The organism is Streptomyces sp. NPDC001832, assembly GCF_040297265.1.
Classification (GTDB): Bacteria; Actinomycetota; Actinomycetes; order Streptomycetales; family Streptomycetaceae; genus Streptomyces.
On the sequence record NZ_JBEOYU010000043.1, the window covers coordinates 4583 to 19447 of the forward strand.

Genomic DNA, 14865 nt, shown 5'->3' on the forward strand with positions numbered 1-14865 from the left:
GCACCCGTCGGACCAACCGGACCCGTCGGACCAGTTGCACCATCAGCACCATTGGCACCAGCAGCACCCGTCGGACCAACCGGACCCGTCGGACCAGTTGCACCATCAGCACCATTGGCACCAGCAGCACCCGTCGGACCAACCGGACCCGTCGGACCAGTAGCACCATCAGCACCATTGGCACCAGCAGCACCCGTGGCACCGGTGGCGCCCTGCAGACCCGTCGCACCCGTCGGACCAGCAGGCCCGGTAGCACCGGTGGCACCGTTGGCGCCGGCCGCACCGGTGGCACCGGTCGCGCCCTGCAGACCCGTCGCACCCGTCGGACCGGTCGCACCGGTGGGACCGTGGGCACCAACAGCACCGGACGCGCCCGTGGCACCGGTGGCGCCCTGCAGACCCGTCGCACCCGTCGGACCGGCAGGCCCAGTAGGACCGGTGGCGCCGTTGGCGCCGGCCGCACCCGTGGCACCCGTGGCACCCGTGGCACCGGTGGCGCCCTGCAGACCCGTCGCACCCGTCGGACCAGCAGGCCCAGTGGCGCCCGTGGCGCCGTTGGCACCCGCCGCACCCGTGGCACCGGTCGCGCCCTGCAGACCCGTCGCACCCGTCGGACCAGCAGGCCCGGTCGCACCAGTCGGACCCGTCGGACCCGCGGGTCCCGTCGGGCCAGTGTCGCCTGTCCCCGGGAAGTCTTCACAGAACGGCACGGGGCCCTGCGTCGAGATGAAGCGGGCGCTCATCCAGCCGCTGCCATTGGACAGCAGGTACCACAGCGAGTTCCCGCCGACGTTCTGGCCGACCACCTGGCAGGCGATGGAAACCGTGCCGCCGGGCGGCACGCTGCCCACGATCGCCGACTGGGTGGTGGGAGCGCTGCGGATGTTCTGAGAGTGCTGGGAGGTCACCGTCCCGGACACACTGGCCACTACCCGGCTGGCCATCACTCGGTTGGCCGCCTGCGCACCCGTGGGGTTCGGCGTTCCGTGAGCGATGCCCGTGGGGCACAGAGCCAGGGTCACTCCCAGCGACATGGCACCCAGGGTTGAACGGGACAGGATGTCCCAGCTTCTCGATTTGTGCATCTCGGATTCCTTACCGGGTCTGCGTGGATCGGAGCCGTGACTGTGACAGCCGCAATAGATGTACGACATATTCGCCACGCCGGTGATCTACCGTCCGAGTGCTGCCCGCTCCCCTTGTGAGTTAAAGAGGCTTCGCCCATCTGCCCCTATTCGCATATCAATTAGACCAGTTGGCCATTCCGGCCCGGCCACCCGCGAGGCCGCGAGAACCCCGTGTCGCGTCGCGTGCGCCGGATTCCGGCGCACTAGCGTCGCTCTCCTCGGTGACCGGATCGGCTGATCCCCTACACCGCACCAATTCGCCGTGGGGTGTTACTCCATAGAAGCCAGACTGGGAGATGTATATGACAAATCTGATCGACCGTCCTACCGAAGAACGGCCACCCGTCCTGCGCCGCAAGCCGTCGATCTGCCTGTGCATGATTGTCAAGGACGAGGCGAAGGTCATCGAGCGATGCCTGAACTCCGTACGCGACCTGGTGGACGCATGGGTCATCTCCGATACCGGCTCCCGTGACGGAACACAGGAACTGATCCGCGCCACGATGAAGGGAATTCCGGGGGAGCTCCACGAGGACCTCTGGGCCAACTTCGGCCACAACCGCACCCTGAACATCCAGCGCGCACGGGGCAAGGCAGACTATCTCCTGCTCATCGACGCCGACATGGCCGTCCGACGGGAGGGCCCGCTGTCAGAGCTGTCCGAACTGAGCGCCGACTCCTACATGTTGCGCCATCTCGGCGCCCTCGAATACCGCATTCCCCGACTGGTCAAAGGGGACATCCCGTGGCGCTACGAGGGCGCGACCCACGAATTCCTGACCACCTCCCAGCAGCACACCGTTGCCGATCTCTCAGCCCTCAGCATCGAGCATTTCGCAGATGGCGGCTCGCGCAGGGACAAGTTCACCCGGGACGCCCGCCTGCTGCGCGAGGACCTCAAGCGCAATCCGGGCAATCCACGCACGGTCTTCTACCTCGCGCAGACTCTCCGCGACATGGGCGAGACCAGGGAAGCGATCGCGGCGTACGAGCGTCGGGCAGGCATGGGCGGATGGGACGAGGAGGTGTATTACGCCCTGCTGCAAGTGGGAGTGCTCAAGGCCGACTGCGGTGACTGGCCCGGCGCCATGGATGCTCTCACCCGCGCATGGGATGGCCGGCCGCAGCGGTTGGAGGCCTGCTACGAACTGACGTCCCGGCTGAGGAAGATGGGTCGCTATCAAGCCGCCAACGCATTCGCCGTCGCCGGCCTCAATCGCCCCATCCCCGAGGACTGGCTGTTCATGGAGCCCTGGATCTACAGCTGGGGTCTGCTCTTCGAGCACTCCATCACCTCCTACTGGACCGGCGACGCGCGCGGATCGCTGGCTTCCTGCGATCGTCTCCTCGCCATGCCCGACCTTCCGGCCACCTACCGCGAACAGACCATCAGCAACCGTAAATTCGCGGCCGACCGTATCGCCGCGCGCTCCGGCCGGTCAGCGCCCGCCACCTTTGCCCGCCCGAGGACCGCATGACAAGCGCACGGGCCAGATAACCGGTTGTCGTCGCAGCCGCCCGAAGGGCCATCGACGCACCGAACGCGTCGTGGGCCCCTCCCCCGGACTGGAGGAGAGGCCCACATGTGACGGACCGCGCAACCGCAACGGCTGCTCCGTCCGTCGTACCGCTTGTTCCCGACTACGCGGTGACCGGCACGCGCTGCGGCTCGGCGTCGCTCACCTCGGCGTCGTCGACCGGGGAGGACGAGGCCGAGTTGTACGCATCGCGGTCGAGGATCTTCTCTCGCGAGGACACGATCAACGGAATGACAACTTGCCCTGCGACATTGGTGGCCGTACGCATCATGTCCAGGATCGGGTCGATGGCCATGAGCAGACCGACGCCCTCCAGCGGGAGGCCCAGCGTCGACAGCGTGAGGGTCAGCATGACCGTCGCACCGGTGAGACCGGCGGTGGCCGCGGAACCGATCACCGAGACGAACACGATGAGGATGTAGTCACCGACATCCAGCTGGACGTCGAAGATCTGCGCGATGAAGATCGCCGCCAGCGCCGGGTAGATCGCGGCGCAGCCGTCCATCTTGGTGGTGGAGCCGAACGGGACCGAGAAGGAGGCGTACTCCTTCGGGACGCCGAGGCGCTCGGTGACCTTCTGGGTGACCGGCATCGTGCCGACCGAGGAGCGGGAGACGAAGGCCAGCTGGATCGCCGGCCAGGCGCCCTTGAAGAACTGCAGCGGGCTGAGCTTGGCGACGGTGGCGAGCAGCAGCGGGTACACACCGAACAGCACCAGGGCGCAGCCGATGTAGACGTCGGCGACGAACGTCGCGTACTTGCCGATCAGGTCCCAGCCGTAGTCGGCGATCGCGTATCCGATGAGGCCGATGGTGCCGATGGGAGCGAGGCGGATGACCCACCACAGGGCCTTCTGGAGAAGCTCCAGGACGGACTCGCTGAGGGTGAGGATCGGCTGGGCCTTCTCACCGAGCTGGAGAGCGGCGACACCGGCGACGGCGGCCATGAAGACGATCTGGAGCACGTTCAGCTCGGTGAACGGGGTGATTACGTCGTCCGGGACGATGCCGGTGAGGAAGTCGAGCCAGGAGCCCGCTTGCTCCGGCAGCTTGCCGTCCTTCGGGGTCAGTCCCGTACCGGCACCCGGGTTGGTGATCAGGCCGATCGCGAGTCCGATGGCGACCGCGATCAGCGAGGTGATCATGAACCAGAGCAGGGTGCGGGTGGCCAGCCGGGCGGCGTTGTTGACCTTGCGCAGGTTGGTGATCGATACCAGGATCGCGAAGAAGACAAGCGGGCCGACGGCCAGCTTCAGCAGCTGGACGAAGATGTGGCCGATCTCGTCAAGCGTGGTGTAGAGCCATTTGATGTCGTACGCACGGGCAAGCCACCCGAGTACGACACCGAGGACGAGACCGGCGATTATCTGGGCCCAGAACGGGACCTTCGGCATACGGAAGCCGGAGCCGGAGCCGGACGGGCTGTCAGTCTCGGCGGCGGACGCGGGATTCGCGGACACGGACACACTCCAGATGTGACGCATCGGGGCGCACGGGTGCGCCGTGCGAGAGGACGGGGGTGCGGCGCCCGCGTCAGGGACGGCGCCGCTGCATGGTGCCGGTTCAGACGTTGCGGCAACAGACCGCGGACATACAGCGGCATAGATCGACATGCAGGCGCTCCACGAGCGCGACGCTCGCGGCGAATCGATGGCGCACTGCTGTCTTCACGTCGAACACGTTAACACTTGAACTTTGAGAACCTCAAAGTTCTTCTTTGGTCTTCTCCGGGCGCAACTGCCGGTGTCGCAGTGCCCGGCACGCGTACGGAAACGACGAAACCCCAGTACAGGAGCGCTTGCTCCGGCACCGGGGTTTCGTACGGAAACCATGCGGGATGTGAGGAACCTTACGCAGCCCTCAGGCCATCCTCACCGGGTCATTGCGAGGCGACCTCGTCCTCGCGGGTCCGGTTCGCATCGAGCCGCGCCTTCGTGCGGCCGACCGTGGACACGATCTGCGCGGACATCTCGTCACGCTGCTTGCGCAGCAGCACAAAGCTGAGCGGCGCGGACAGGACCAGCGCGAGCAGGATCACCCAGAGGAAGTTGGAGTCACCCACCCCCGAGGGGATCAGACCGAAGTGGACGGCCACGGCTGTGACGACGTAACAGCCGACGAAGATGCCGAAACGCATCGCGGTGTACCGAATCGTCGGCCTGGCAGCGGACACAGTTGGCCCCTCTCTCTACGTACCACAGTCCTGCGATCGTGCCCGACCAGTGAAGCATGCCCGTGATTCGATCAATTCGGAGGGTTGCGCCGAAGCAGGTCCGGCGGAGTCTCGGGGTCTGCGGGCGGATCAGAGGTCACCCGACAGCGCCTCAGGGCGCGGGGCCTCAGCCGAGCGGCAGCAGCATGATGATGTCGTCGCGGTCGTCGCCGTCGGCCACTCGGATCGCGTCGGGCACTCGCCCGACCTCCTTGTACCCGCACGAGGTGTAGAAACGGTCGACACCGGTGCCGCCCCGGCAGGTGAGCCGGATCGCCTCTATCCCCTCGATCCCGCGGGCGGCTTCCGCGGCCGCGTCCATCAGGTCGCGCCCGTAGCCCTTGCCCTGGTGGCGAGGATGGACCATCACCGTGTAGAGCCAGAGCCAGTGGACCATCAGCCGGTGGGTGTTGAGGGCGAGGAAGGCCGTGGCGGCGACGGCACCCTCCTCGTCGTAGCCGACCAGCAGCCGGGTCCGCCCCTCGGCCATGGCGACCAGGTGCCTGACCAGTTCGGGCCGGACGTCGTCGGCCGTGACGGGCGGCACGAAGCCGACCGCACCGCCCGCGTTGGAGACATCGGTCCACAGCTCGGCGATGCCGTCCCGCAAGGTGCGGTCGAACTTGGGATCCAGCTCAAACGTAAGTGCCATAGGCACAGATTAACTATTACCAATCTCTTGCCTCAAACTGGTTCCAGCACACGAGAAAGCCCCGGCCGACGGCCGGGGCTCCCCTGCACCTGAACGACGTGGCGGGTCAGACGCGCATCGGCTGCGGCGACTCGCGCCGCTCGGCGTCCGGGCCCGGGTACTCGCGGATGATCTCGTACCGGGTGTTGCGCTCGACGGGCCGGAAGCCCGCGTCGCGGATCAGGTCCAGCAGATCCTCACGGCTGAGCTTGTTCGGCGTGCCGTAGTTGTCCGCGTCGTGCGTGATCTTGTACTCGACGACCGAGCCGTCCATGTCGTCCGCGCCGTGCTGCAGCGCGAGCTGGGCGGTCTGCACACCGTGCATCACCCAGAAGACCTTGACGTGCGGGACGTTGTCGAAGAGGAGCCGCGAGACCGCGAAGGTCTTCAGCGCCTCGGCACCGGTCGCCATCGTCGTCCGCGCCTGGAGCTTGTTGCGGACCTTGCCGTCCTTCATGTCCACGAAGTCGTGCTGGTAGCGCAGCGGGATGAAGACCTGGAAGCCACCGGTCTCGTCCTGCAGTTCACGCAGCCGCAGCACATGGTCGACGCGGTGACGCGGCTCCTCGATGTGCCCGTACAGCATCGTCACCGGGGTCTTCAGGCCCTTCTCGTGGGCGAGGCGGTGGATGCGCGACCAGTCTTCCCAGTGGGTGTTGTGGTCCACGATGTGCTGACGGACCTCCCAGTCGAAGATCTCGGCGCCGCCACCGGTCAGCGACTCCAGACCGGCCTCGATCAGCTCGTCGAGGATCTCGGAGGCGGAGAGCCCGGAAATGGTCTCGAAGTGGTGGATCTCGGTGGCGGTGAACGCCTTGAGGGAGACTCCCGGCAGGGCCTCCTTCAGCGCGCTGAGCGAGCGCGGGTAGTAACGCCACGGCAGGGTGGGATGCAGCCCGTTGACAATGTGCAGCTCGGTGAGGTTCTCGCCCTCCATCGCCTTCGCGAGCCGGACGGCCTCCTCGATGCGCATGGTGTACGCGTCCTTCTCGCCCGGCTTGCGCTGGAACGAGCAGTACGCGCACGACGCGGTGCACACATTGGTCATGTTGAGGTGCCGGTTGACGTTGAAGTGCACGACGTCGCCGTTCTTGCGCGTACGCACCTCGTGCGCGAGGCCGCCGAGCCAGGCCAGGTCGTCCGACTCGTAGAGGGCAATGCCGTCCTCACGGGTCAGCCGCTCCCCTGCGCGGACCTTCTCCTCCAGCTCGCGCTTGAGCCCAACGTCCATGCGGCTGCCTCCCAGTTGTCGACGCGCTGTGCCTTTTCCCGGTGACACCGGGCGAAACCCCCGGTCACCCGGGGGCTCCACCACGTTACGCCTACACCTCTTCGGGAAGTTCCCCGACCCGGTTCTCCCACTTGGTGGAGAGCACGACCGTGGTACGCGTGCGCGAGACGCCCCGCGTGCCGCTGAGCCGGCGGATGGTCTTCTCCAGCCCGTCAACGTCACCGACCCGCACCTTGAGCATGTACGAGTCGTCGCCCGCGATGAACCAGGCGTCCTCGATCTCCGCAAGGTCCTTCAGTCGGCGCGCCACGTCCTCGTGGTCGGCGGCGTCGGAGAGCGAGATACCGATCAGGGCCGTGACCCCGAGCCCCAGGGACGCGGCGTCGACGGTGGCGCGGTAGCCGGTGATGACACCGGCGTTTTCCAGCCGGTTGATGCGGTCGGTGACGCTGGGCCCGGAGAGCCCGACGAGCCGCCCCAGCTCGGCGTACGAGGCCCTGCCGTTCTCTCTGAGGGCCTGGATGAGCTGCCTGTCCACCGCGTCCATGCGACTGAAACCTTCCATTATTCAGCAGTATCGCGAGTCTATGTGTAGAATCCAAGGCGTGCAGGCTTTACGGCCTGCAAATCTTCCCGAACTTCCAAAAAATGCTTTCGAATCTTCAGGAGTGAGAACACCGTGTACTCGATCGAGATGGCCTACGCCCGAATGCGCGAGCTGCAGGACCTGGCCAACCGCTCGCGTGCCCACCAACCCGCCGCCGCGCACCGGGTCGACCGGACCCGCGCCCCGCGCGCCAAGAAGAAGCGCTGACCACAGGCGCACTCCGGCTGGGGCCCCGCCTCAGCCGCGAGAGCCGCCACCGAGCTCTCCCTCCCATCGGCGGTACAGGTCGTGCGGCACCCCTGCCGCGTCCAGCACCCGCCCCGCGACGAAGTCCACCAGATCCTGGATGTGCGTCGCCCCCGCATAGAACGCCGGAGAGGCGGGCAGCACGACGGCGCCCGCCTCGTCCAGGCTCACCAGATGCTTCAGCGTCTGCCCGTTCAGTGGTGTCTCCCGCACCGCGACGACCAGCTTCCGCCGCTCCTTGAGCGTCACGCTCGCGGCTCGCTGGAGCAGATCCTTCGAGAGTCCGAGCGCCACCCCGGCCACACACGCCGTCGAAGCCGGGACGATCAGCATCCCCTTCGCCGGGTACGACCCCGAGGACGGCCCCGCTCCGAGATCACCGGCCGCCCAGTGCCGTACGCCCTCGATGTCCACATCGAAGGTGTGCGGCTTCCCGTCCGCCCCGCGCGCCAGCCAGCTGCGCAGATCCTCCTGCCAGTGCGCGTCGCGGAACGCGGTCCCGGTCTCATCCAGCAGCGTCAGCCGCGACGCCCGGCTCACCACCAGATCGACGCTCTCTCCCGCGGCCAGCAGACCGCGCAGCACGGCGGCGGCGAAAGGGGTGCCCGAAGCGCCTGAAACCCCGACAATCCAAGGCTGCCGCTGGTGCTGACTCACTGAAGTCCCGGAATCCACACACCCGAGCCTATCCGGCTGCCCGAACCCGGAACTGAGCAAGGTGCCTCATGCCGCCAGTTCCGCCCGCCCCGGCGTCCCGGCGCCCAGGCGCCCCGGCTCAGATCGTCAGACCGCGCACCAACAGATCCAGCAGCGCACACACGAACAGCGCTATTCCGATGAACCCATTGACCGAGAAGAACGCCCGGTTCAGCCGGGACAGATCGTGCGGCCGCACCACCCGGTGCTCGTACACGAACGCGACGGCGACGATCACCATGCCGATCCAGTAGAACAGGCCCGCCTCGGTAGCCAGCCCGAACCAGACCAGCAGCCCGGTCGTCACCACATGGCAGACCCGCGCCCCCCACAGCGCGGCCGGGATCCCGAACCGGGCCGGCACCGACAGCACCCCGTGCGCCCGGTCCGCCTGGACGTCCTGGCAGCCGAAGATCAGGTCGAAGCCACCGATCCAGATCCCGACCGCGACACCGAGAATCACCGCATCCCACGACCAGCTGCCGGTCACGGCCAGCCAGGCACCGATCGGCCCTATGGCCTGCGCGATTCCGAGGATGGCGTGCGGGTAGTTGGTGAACCGCTTCCCGTACGGGTAGACGACCATCGGGATCACGGCGACCGGCGCAAGCGCCAGACAGAGCGGGTTCAGCAGCGCGGCCGCCCCGAGGAAGGCCACCAAGGCGACGAGCGCCCCGGTCCACGCCGACTTCACCGAGACCGCACCGGTGACCAGCTCCCGGCTCGCGGTGCGCGGGTTACGGGCGTCGATCTCCCGGTCGATGATCCGGTTGCAGGCCATCGCGAACGTCCGCAGCCCCACCATCGCGATGGTCACGAGCAGCAGCGTGCCCCAGTGGATGGACTTGTCCGCCTGGTACATCGCGGTAAGGGCGGCGATGTACGCAAAAGGCAGCGCGAAGACCGAGTGCTCGATCATCACGAGCCGCAAAAACGCCTTGACCTTGCTGTTCGGTTGTACGGGCCCTGAGCCCAGTGCTGCTTCGGCGGCACTCACAGTCCGTATTCCTTCCACCGGCGGTCGACCTTCGCCGCCGTCTGAGGGTCGGACTCGACCATGTCCGGCCAGCCCCCGTCCCGGGTGTAACCCTCCTCGGGCCACTTCTTCGTCGCGTCGATACCCGCCTTGCCGCCCCAGAACTGCTGGTAAGAGGCATGGTCGAGATGATCGACGGGCCCCTCGGTGACCGTCAGATCCCGCGCGTAGTCGGTATTGCCGAGCGCCCGCCACGCCACCTCGTGCAGATCATGGACGTCGCAGTCGGAGTCCACGACGACGATCAGCTTGGTGAGCGACATCATGTGCGCACCCCAGATGGCGCTCATCACCTTCTGGGCGTGCTTCGGGTACTTCTTGTCGATCGAGACGATCGCACAGTTGTGGAAGCCGCCCGCCTCCGGCAGGTGGTAGTCCACGATGTCCGGCACGATGATCTTGAGGAGCGGCAGGAAGAACCGCTCCGTGGCCCGCCCCAGCGGCCCGTCCTCGGTCGGCGGCCGGCCCACCACGATCGACTGCAGCAGCGGACGCTTCCGCATGGTCACGCAGTCGATGGTCAGTGCGGGGAACGGTTCCTGCGGCGTGTAGAAGCCGGTGTGGTCGCCGAACGGCCCCTCGGGAAGCATCTTCCCGGGCTCCAGCCACCCCTCGATGACGACCTCCGCCTGCGCCGGGACCTGCAACGGCACGGTCTTGCAGTCGACCATCTCGATCCGCTTGCCCTGGATGAACCCGGCGAAGAGGTACTCGTCGATGTCCCCCGGCAGCGGCGCGGTGGAGGCATACGTCACCGCGGGCGGCGCCCCGAACGCGATGGCGACCGGCAGCCTCTCCCCGCGCTTGGCGGCGACCTGGTAGTGGTTGCGGCTGTCCTTGTGGATCTGCCAGTGCATCCCGATGGTTCGCCGGTCGTGCCGCTGGAGCCGGTACAGCCCCAGGTTCCGTACGCCGGTCTCCGGGTGCTTGGTGTGCGTGAGCCCCAGATTGAAGAACGAGCCGCCGTCCTCGGGCCAGGTGAAGAGCGCGGGCAGCTGATCCAGATCCACGTCGTCGCCGGTGAGCACGACCTCCTGCACGGGCGCGCCTTCCGACTTCACCTTCTTCGGCGGCACATGAACCATCGAGCCGAGCTTCCCGAACGCCTCCCGCACCCCGACGAAACCGTGCGGCAGCTCCGGCTTGAGCAGCCCGCCGATCTTGTCGCCGATATCGGCGTACGACTTCAGCCCGAGCGCCTTCAGCAACCGTTTGTCGGTCCCGAAGACATTCATGGCCAGGGGCATGGAGGACCCCTTGACGTTCTCGAAGAGCAGCGCGGGCCCGCCCGCCTTGTTCACCCGGTCGACGATCTCGCCGACCTCCAGGTAGGGGTCGACCTCGGCCTTGATGCGCTTGAGCTCGCCCTCGCGTTCCAGGGCCCGGAGCAGGGAACGAAGATCGTCGTAAGCCATGCCGTCCAGTTTGTCATCACCCTTGACGATCAACTGGGGTGCCCCACCTCAGCTCAGAAGCTGTCGGGCTGTCTGCTCGCCGCCGGTTTCCCGCCTGATCGCCGTGGGAGGCGGTCGGCACCGGCTACTCTGAGCCCGTCACCGGGGCGGGACAAGCCCCGCCAACTTCCTGCAGGGGGACCTTTCCATCATGTTCCGGGCCCTGATCTATCTCCTGCCTCTGGCGCTGACGATCTTCGCGTTCATCGACTGCCTGAACACCCCCGAGGACGAGGCCAGGCACCTGCCGAAGATCGCCTGGGTCTTCATCATCCTGCTGTTCTGGATCGTGGGCCCGATCGTCTGGCTGGCCGCGGGCAAGGTGCGCCAGGTGCCCGCCGGTGGCCGGACACCGTCCGAATGGCACCGCAACCACCGCTCGCAGTGGGTGGCGCCGGACGACAATCCGGAGTTCCTGAAGGCGCTGAAGGAAGAGAACAAGAAGGACGAGTCGCTCCTCAAGGACTGGGAGGCGGATCTGCGCCGCCGCGAGGAGGAGCTCAAGCGCCGCGAGAGCGGGGCGGGGCCGGAGGAGTCGGCGCCGCCCGCTTCGTAGGGACATCGCCCGACCGCGCCGTGACGCCGCGTCACCGCTCGGCGGCCGCCGCGTACTCCTCGCGGAGCCCCGCCCACCGGACCGGGGTCCACTTCGACCAGTCGGCGGGGTATCCGTCGAGCGCGTCCACGAGGTAGCGGAAGTGGTCGTGCCAGCCGGCCAGGCAGTCCAGGCGCAGCTCGTCGTCGCCGCGGACCTCGTTGGTGAAGCGCAGCAGCACATGATCGCCGCGCGGTGGCTCCAGGTGGAAGCGGATGCGGCCGTGCGGTCCTTCGAGGGTGTATTCGGCGACCCGCTCGATGTCCCAGGCGGTCACGGTGCCGGAGGCGACCGTGGCATGCCCGTCCCGGTCGGTGTTCAGCCAGCGCAGTGTGATCGCTCCGCCGATGCGCGGTTCGAACGGGTCGGCGGCGGCGAGCCAGCCGAGCAGCCCCCCGGAACTGGCAACGGCTGCCCACACCCGCGGGACGGGGTGGGGCAGCCGTAGCGTGAATCGCAGGGTGTGCCGGTCGCCGTGGGTTTCGCTGGTGCCACGCTCGATGACGGGAGTCGCATCGGTCATGGTTCCAGCGTGGCCCGGTGGTGTGCGATCCGCACCCGTACGGGGAGGGCGCCGGTCAGACGCCGGCGTAGGAGTGCTTGCCGGTGACGAAGATGTTGACGCCGTAGTAGTTGAAGAGCCAGCAGCCGAAGGCGATCAGTGCCAGGTAGGCGGCCTTGCGGCCCTTCCAGCCCACGGTGGCGCGGGCGTGCAGGTAGCAGGCGTACGCGACCCAGGTGATGAAGGACCAGACCTCCTTGGGGTCCCAGCCCCAGTAGCGGCCCCATGCGTCGCCCGCCCAGATGGCGCCCGCGATGATCGTGAACGTCCACAGCGGGAAGACAGCGGCGTTGATGCGGTACGCGAACTTGTCGAGCGAGGCGGCTGCGGGCAGCCGGGACAGCACGGACTGGGCGAACGAACCGGGCTGCCCGTCGTTCGCGAGCTTGTTCTCGTAGCTGTCGCGGAAGAGGTAGAGCAGGGTGGCGACCGCGCCGATGTAGAAGACGGCGCCGCAGAGGATGGCGGTGGAGACGTGGATCCACAGCCAGTACGACTGCAGTGCGGGCACCAGCTGGTCGCTGTCGGTGTAGAGCCACGTGGTCGCGATGCCGAGGTCCAGCAGGACGGTGGTGACCAGGAGCAGCCCCATCCAGCGCACGTTCTTCTTCAGCGCGAGGAGGGTCAGGTACGCGCCGACCGCCACCGTGGAGAAGGTGATGGAGAACTCGTACATGTTGCCCCACGGGGCACGCTGCACGGACAGCGCGCGGGCGACGACCCCGGCGGCCTGCACGATGAAGGCGAGCACGGTCATGGAGATCGCCACGCGCCCGTACAAATCGCCCTTGAACGTGCCGCCGGCCGCGCCGGGCCCGTCCGGGACGTCGCGGGTACCGGCTGCGGAGCGCGTAATGATCTTCGGCCGGTCGAGTACGGCGGTGCCGCCGCCCTTCTGCGCGACCTGCACCTTCACCGTGGCGTCGGCGCCTGCGGCGCCGACGGCGCCCCCGGCCCCGGTCAGCGCGGCGGCGGTGCGGCCGACCTTGCTGCGGCTGCCGAACACCCATTCCGCGATGTGCGCGAAGAAGGCCAGGGTGTAGACGGCCATCGACGAATAGATCAGCACATTGCTGGTCTGCGCCAGGTTCTCGTTGGTAGCGGCGGCGAGATTCACTTCTCAGCCCCTTCGGCAAGTTCTTCGGAGGATTCTTCGACGGAGCCGGGGTCGGATCCGGGGTCGGTGTCAGGGCCGGGCGCTGTGGGCGCCACGGCGTTGAGCTTGACCGCGAGATCGGCCAGCTCCTCGGGAAGCTTCGCGGACTCGCTGCGGCCGAGACCCGCCATTTCGACGACGGTGACGCCGTCCGCGCCGCGTACGGCCCGCACCCAGACCCGGCGCCGCTGGACGAACAGCGAACCCACGAGTCCGATGATCGCGGTGATGCCTCCGGCGAGCGCCCAGCCGCTGGCGGGCTGCTCGGAGATCTGGAAGCTGGCCCACTCCTCGACGCCCTCGAAGGTGATCGAGCCGGCGCCGTCGGGCAGCTCCATCGTCTCGCCGACCGCCAGGCGCGCCTTGAGCTGCTTGCCCTCGCTGTCCTTGAACTCCTTCATCTTGGACGTGTCCAGCTGGTACACGTTCTGCGGTAGTCCGGAGTCGACACCGAGGCTGCCCCAGTAGCCGTTGAGGGCGAGCCGCGGGTTGTCGGCGGCCGGGAACTGCGAGAACATCGTGCCCTTGCCTTCGCCCGCGAAGGTCGGCACGAAGAACGCCTGGAAGCCCAGCTGGGTCTTCTCGCCGTTCTTGTCGTGGTAGCCGTCCATCACCTTGATCGCACCGGTCGAGGTGACGTTGTTGTCGATGGGCAGCAGCGGCACGGCGTTCTTGTAGACCTCCTTGCCGCTGCCGTCCTTGACGGAGACGACGGGCGCGTAGCCGTGCGCGTTCAGATAGACCTTGGTGCCGTCGACGACCAGCGGCTCGTTGACCTTGATCACGGACTTCTGCGGCTTGCCGTAGGCGCCCTTCGAGTACGTCACATGGGCCTCGTAGGTCCTGGCCGTACCGGTCTGGGGGCCGCTGCGCTCGTACGTACCGCTGAAGTCGTCGAGCGTGAAGCTGAACGGGTCGAGCGAGTCGGTGTCGAACAGCGAGCCGGACTTGAAGTCGTCGTACTGGGTCAGCGTGTTGGAGAAGCCGTCGCCCTCGACGATCAGCTTCCCGCCCTCGGACTTGAAGAGCTGTCCGACGGCGAACGCCACCAGCATCACGATCAGGGCGATGTGGAAGAGCAGGTTCCCGGCCTCGCGCAGATAGCCCTTCTCGGCGGCGACCGAGTTCCCCGCGGTGTGCGCGCGGTAGCGGCGCCTGCGCATCATGGCGAGCGCGGCCTCGCGGACCTGCTCGGGCTCGGCCTCGGTGCGCCAGGTGGTGTACGCGGGCAGCCGGGTCAGGCGCTTGGGCGCGCCCGGCGGGCGGCTGCGCAACTGGCCGATGAACTGGCTGGTGCGCGGCACGATGCAGCCGATGAGCGAGATGAACAGCAGGATGTAGATCGCGGAGAACCACACCGAGCTGTAGACGTCGAAGAGCTGGAGCTTCTCGAAGATCGGCGCGAGGGTGGTGTGGGCCTCCTTGAAGTCCTGCACCTTCATTTCGTCCACGCTGTTCTGCGGGATCAGCGAGCCGGGGATGGAGCCGAGCGACAGCAGGAAGAGCAGGATCAGCGCGACCCGCATCGAGGTGAGCTGCCGCCAGAACCAGCGGGCCCAGCCGACGAAGCCCAAGGCCGGCAGAGCGGCCTCGGTCTCCTCGCGCGGGGCGGTGGAGAGCTGGGAGCCGGCCGCACCGAGCTCGCCGGCGTTCTCGCGTTCTCCTCGGCTCTGGCGTTCACGCTCGTCGGCCGGGTTGGACTTGGTGTTGCTCAT

15 protein-coding genes and 1 pseudogene are annotated in these 14865 nt (G+C 67.5%); 3 read left to right on the forward strand and 13 right to left on the reverse strand.

Going from position 1 to position 14865, the window contains the following annotated elements:
• Positions 1 to 193: hypothetical protein (locus ABT115_RS25535; protein ID WP_351794145.1), on the reverse strand; the 193-nt coding region annotated here is incomplete at its 3' end.
• A 589-nt stretch (positions 194 to 782) separates the two neighbouring features.
• Positions 783 to 1154 (reverse strand): annotated as a pseudogene (locus ABT115_RS25540) (hypothetical protein); the annotation flags it as partial.
• Between the two features lie 275 nt (positions 1155 to 1429).
• On the opposite strand from ABT115_RS25540, the gene ABT115_RS25545 reads away from it, so the two are divergent.
• On the forward strand, positions 1430 to 2605 hold the full coding sequence (locus ABT115_RS25545) for a glycosyltransferase (RefSeq protein WP_351794148.1): 1176 nt from the start codon (positions 1430 to 1432) through the stop codon (positions 2603 to 2605).
• A gap of 163 nt (positions 2606 to 2768) precedes the next feature.
• On the opposite strand, the gene ABT115_RS25550 is transcribed toward ABT115_RS25545, so the two are convergent.
• From ABT115_RS25550 to ABT115_RS25570, 5 genes are all read right to left on the reverse strand, one after another.
• A complete protein-coding gene (locus ABT115_RS25550; protein ID WP_351794151.1) occupies positions 2769 to 4124 on the reverse strand; it encodes a dicarboxylate/amino acid:cation symporter in 1356 nt (451 codons plus the stop codon).
• Positions 4125 to 4543: 419 nt separating this feature from the next.
• Positions 4544 to 4801 (reverse strand): DUF4229 domain-containing protein, encoded by a 258-nt coding sequence (locus ABT115_RS25555; RefSeq protein WP_351794256.1) that lies wholly within the window; start codon positions 4799 to 4801, stop codon positions 4544 to 4546.
• Positions 4802 to 5003: 202 nt separating this feature from the next.
• The gene (locus tag ABT115_RS25560) at positions 5004 to 5528 is read right to left on the reverse strand and encodes a GNAT family N-acetyltransferase (protein ID WP_351794154.1); all 525 of its coding nucleotides are present in this window, start codon (positions 5526 to 5528) and stop codon (positions 5004 to 5006) included.
• Positions 5529 to 5634: 106 nt separating this feature from the next.
• Positions 5635 to 6798, reverse strand: coding sequence for an aminofutalosine synthase MqnE (gene mqnE / locus ABT115_RS25565; protein ID WP_351794157.1), 1164 nt, complete (start codon positions 6796 to 6798; stop codon positions 5635 to 5637).
• A 91-nt stretch (positions 6799 to 6889) separates the two neighbouring features.
• On the reverse strand, positions 6890 to 7345 hold the full coding sequence (locus ABT115_RS25570; protein ID WP_351794160.1) for an Lrp/AsnC family transcriptional regulator: 456 nt from the start codon (positions 7343 to 7345) through the stop codon (positions 6890 to 6892).
• A gap of 132 nt (positions 7346 to 7477) precedes the next feature.
• Here ABT115_RS25570 and ABT115_RS25575 point away from each other — a divergent pair, with 132 nt between their 5' ends.
• Positions 7478 to 7612, forward strand: coding sequence for a hypothetical protein (locus ABT115_RS25575; RefSeq protein WP_351794163.1), 135 nt, complete (start codon positions 7478 to 7480; stop codon positions 7610 to 7612).
• A gap of 30 nt (positions 7613 to 7642) precedes the next feature.
• On the opposite strand, the gene ABT115_RS25580 is transcribed toward ABT115_RS25575, so the two are convergent.
• The 3 genes from ABT115_RS25580 to ABT115_RS25590 all read right to left on the reverse strand — a co-directional run bounded on the left by ABT115_RS25580 (position 7643) and on the right by ABT115_RS25590 (position 10798).
• Positions 7643 to 8308, reverse strand: coding sequence for a UbiX family flavin prenyltransferase (locus ABT115_RS25580; RefSeq protein WP_351794166.1), 666 nt, complete (start codon positions 8306 to 8308; stop codon positions 7643 to 7645).
• Positions 8309 to 8426: 118 nt separating this feature from the next.
• Positions 8427 to 9344: a menaquinone biosynthesis prenyltransferase MqnP gene (gene mqnP / locus ABT115_RS25585; RefSeq protein ID WP_351794168.1), complete on the reverse strand. Its 918-nt coding sequence runs from the start codon at positions 9342 to 9344 to the stop codon at positions 8427 to 8429.
• A complete protein-coding gene (locus ABT115_RS25590; protein ID WP_351794171.1) occupies positions 9341 to 10798 on the reverse strand; it encodes a menaquinone biosynthesis decarboxylase in 1458 nt (485 codons plus the stop codon). Before ABT115_RS25590 ends, mqnP begins: the two co-directional genes overlap by 4 nt.
• Before the next feature lie 190 nt (positions 10799 to 10988).
• On the opposite strand from ABT115_RS25590, the gene ABT115_RS25595 reads away from it, so the two are divergent.
• Positions 10989 to 11393, forward strand: coding sequence for a PLD nuclease N-terminal domain-containing protein (locus ABT115_RS25595; RefSeq protein ID WP_351794173.1), 405 nt, complete (start codon positions 10989 to 10991; stop codon positions 11391 to 11393).
• Positions 11394 to 11424: 31 nt separating this feature from the next.
• Here ABT115_RS25595 and ABT115_RS25600 read toward each other — a convergent pair whose 3' ends face one another.
• The 3 genes from ABT115_RS25600 to resB are packed head-to-tail and all read right to left on the reverse strand — an operon-like array spanning position 11425 to position 14865.
• Entirely contained in the window at positions 11425 to 11955 is a 531-nt protein-coding gene (locus ABT115_RS25600) for an SRPBCC family protein (protein ID WP_351794176.1), read from the reverse strand.
• Between the two features lie 55 nt (positions 11956 to 12010).
• Positions 12011 to 13111, reverse strand: coding sequence for a c-type cytochrome biogenesis protein CcsB (gene ccsB, locus ABT115_RS25605; RefSeq protein WP_351794178.1), 1101 nt, complete (start codon positions 13109 to 13111; stop codon positions 12011 to 12013).
• Positions 13108 to 14865, reverse strand: coding sequence for a cytochrome c biogenesis protein ResB (gene resB / locus ABT115_RS25610; RefSeq protein ID WP_351794181.1), 1758 nt, complete (start codon positions 14863 to 14865; stop codon positions 13108 to 13110). Before resB ends, ccsB begins: the two co-directional genes overlap by 4 nt.

What these genes read in the sequence shown, in the direction of transcription:
- ABT115_RS25545 (WP_351794148.1), top strand. Translation starts at nt 1,430, where the DNA reads ATGACAAATCTGATCGACCGTCCTACCGAAGAACGGCCACCCGTCCTG.
- ABT115_RS25555 (WP_351794256.1), bottom strand. Translation starts at nt 4,801, where the DNA reads ATGCGTTTCGGCATCTTCGTCGGCTGTTACGTCGTCACAGCCGTGGCC.
- ABT115_RS25560 (WP_351794154.1), bottom strand. Translation starts at nt 5,528, where the DNA reads ATGGCACTTACGTTTGAGCTGGATCCCAAGTTCGACCGCACCTTGCGG.
- mqnE (WP_351794157.1), bottom strand. Translation starts at nt 6,798, where the DNA reads ATGGACGTTGGGCTCAAGCGCGAGCTGGAGGAGAAGGTCCGCGCAGGG.
- ABT115_RS25570 (WP_351794160.1), bottom strand. Translation starts at nt 7,345, where the DNA reads ATGGACGCGGTGGACAGGCAGCTCATCCAGGCCCTCAGAGAGAACGGC.
- ABT115_RS25590 (WP_351794171.1), bottom strand. Translation starts at nt 10,798, where the DNA reads ATGGCTTACGACGATCTTCGTTCCCTGCTCCGGGCCCTGGAACGCGAG.
- ABT115_RS25595 (WP_351794173.1), top strand. Translation starts at nt 10,989, where the DNA reads ATGTTCCGGGCCCTGATCTATCTCCTGCCTCTGGCGCTGACGATCTTC.
- ABT115_RS25600 (WP_351794176.1), bottom strand. Translation starts at nt 11,955, where the DNA reads ATGACCGATGCGACTCCCGTCATCGAGCGTGGCACCAGCGAAACCCAC.
- resB (WP_351794181.1), bottom strand. Translation starts at nt 14,865, where the DNA reads ATGAGCAACACCAAGTCCAACCCGGCCGACGAGCGTGAACGCCAGAGC.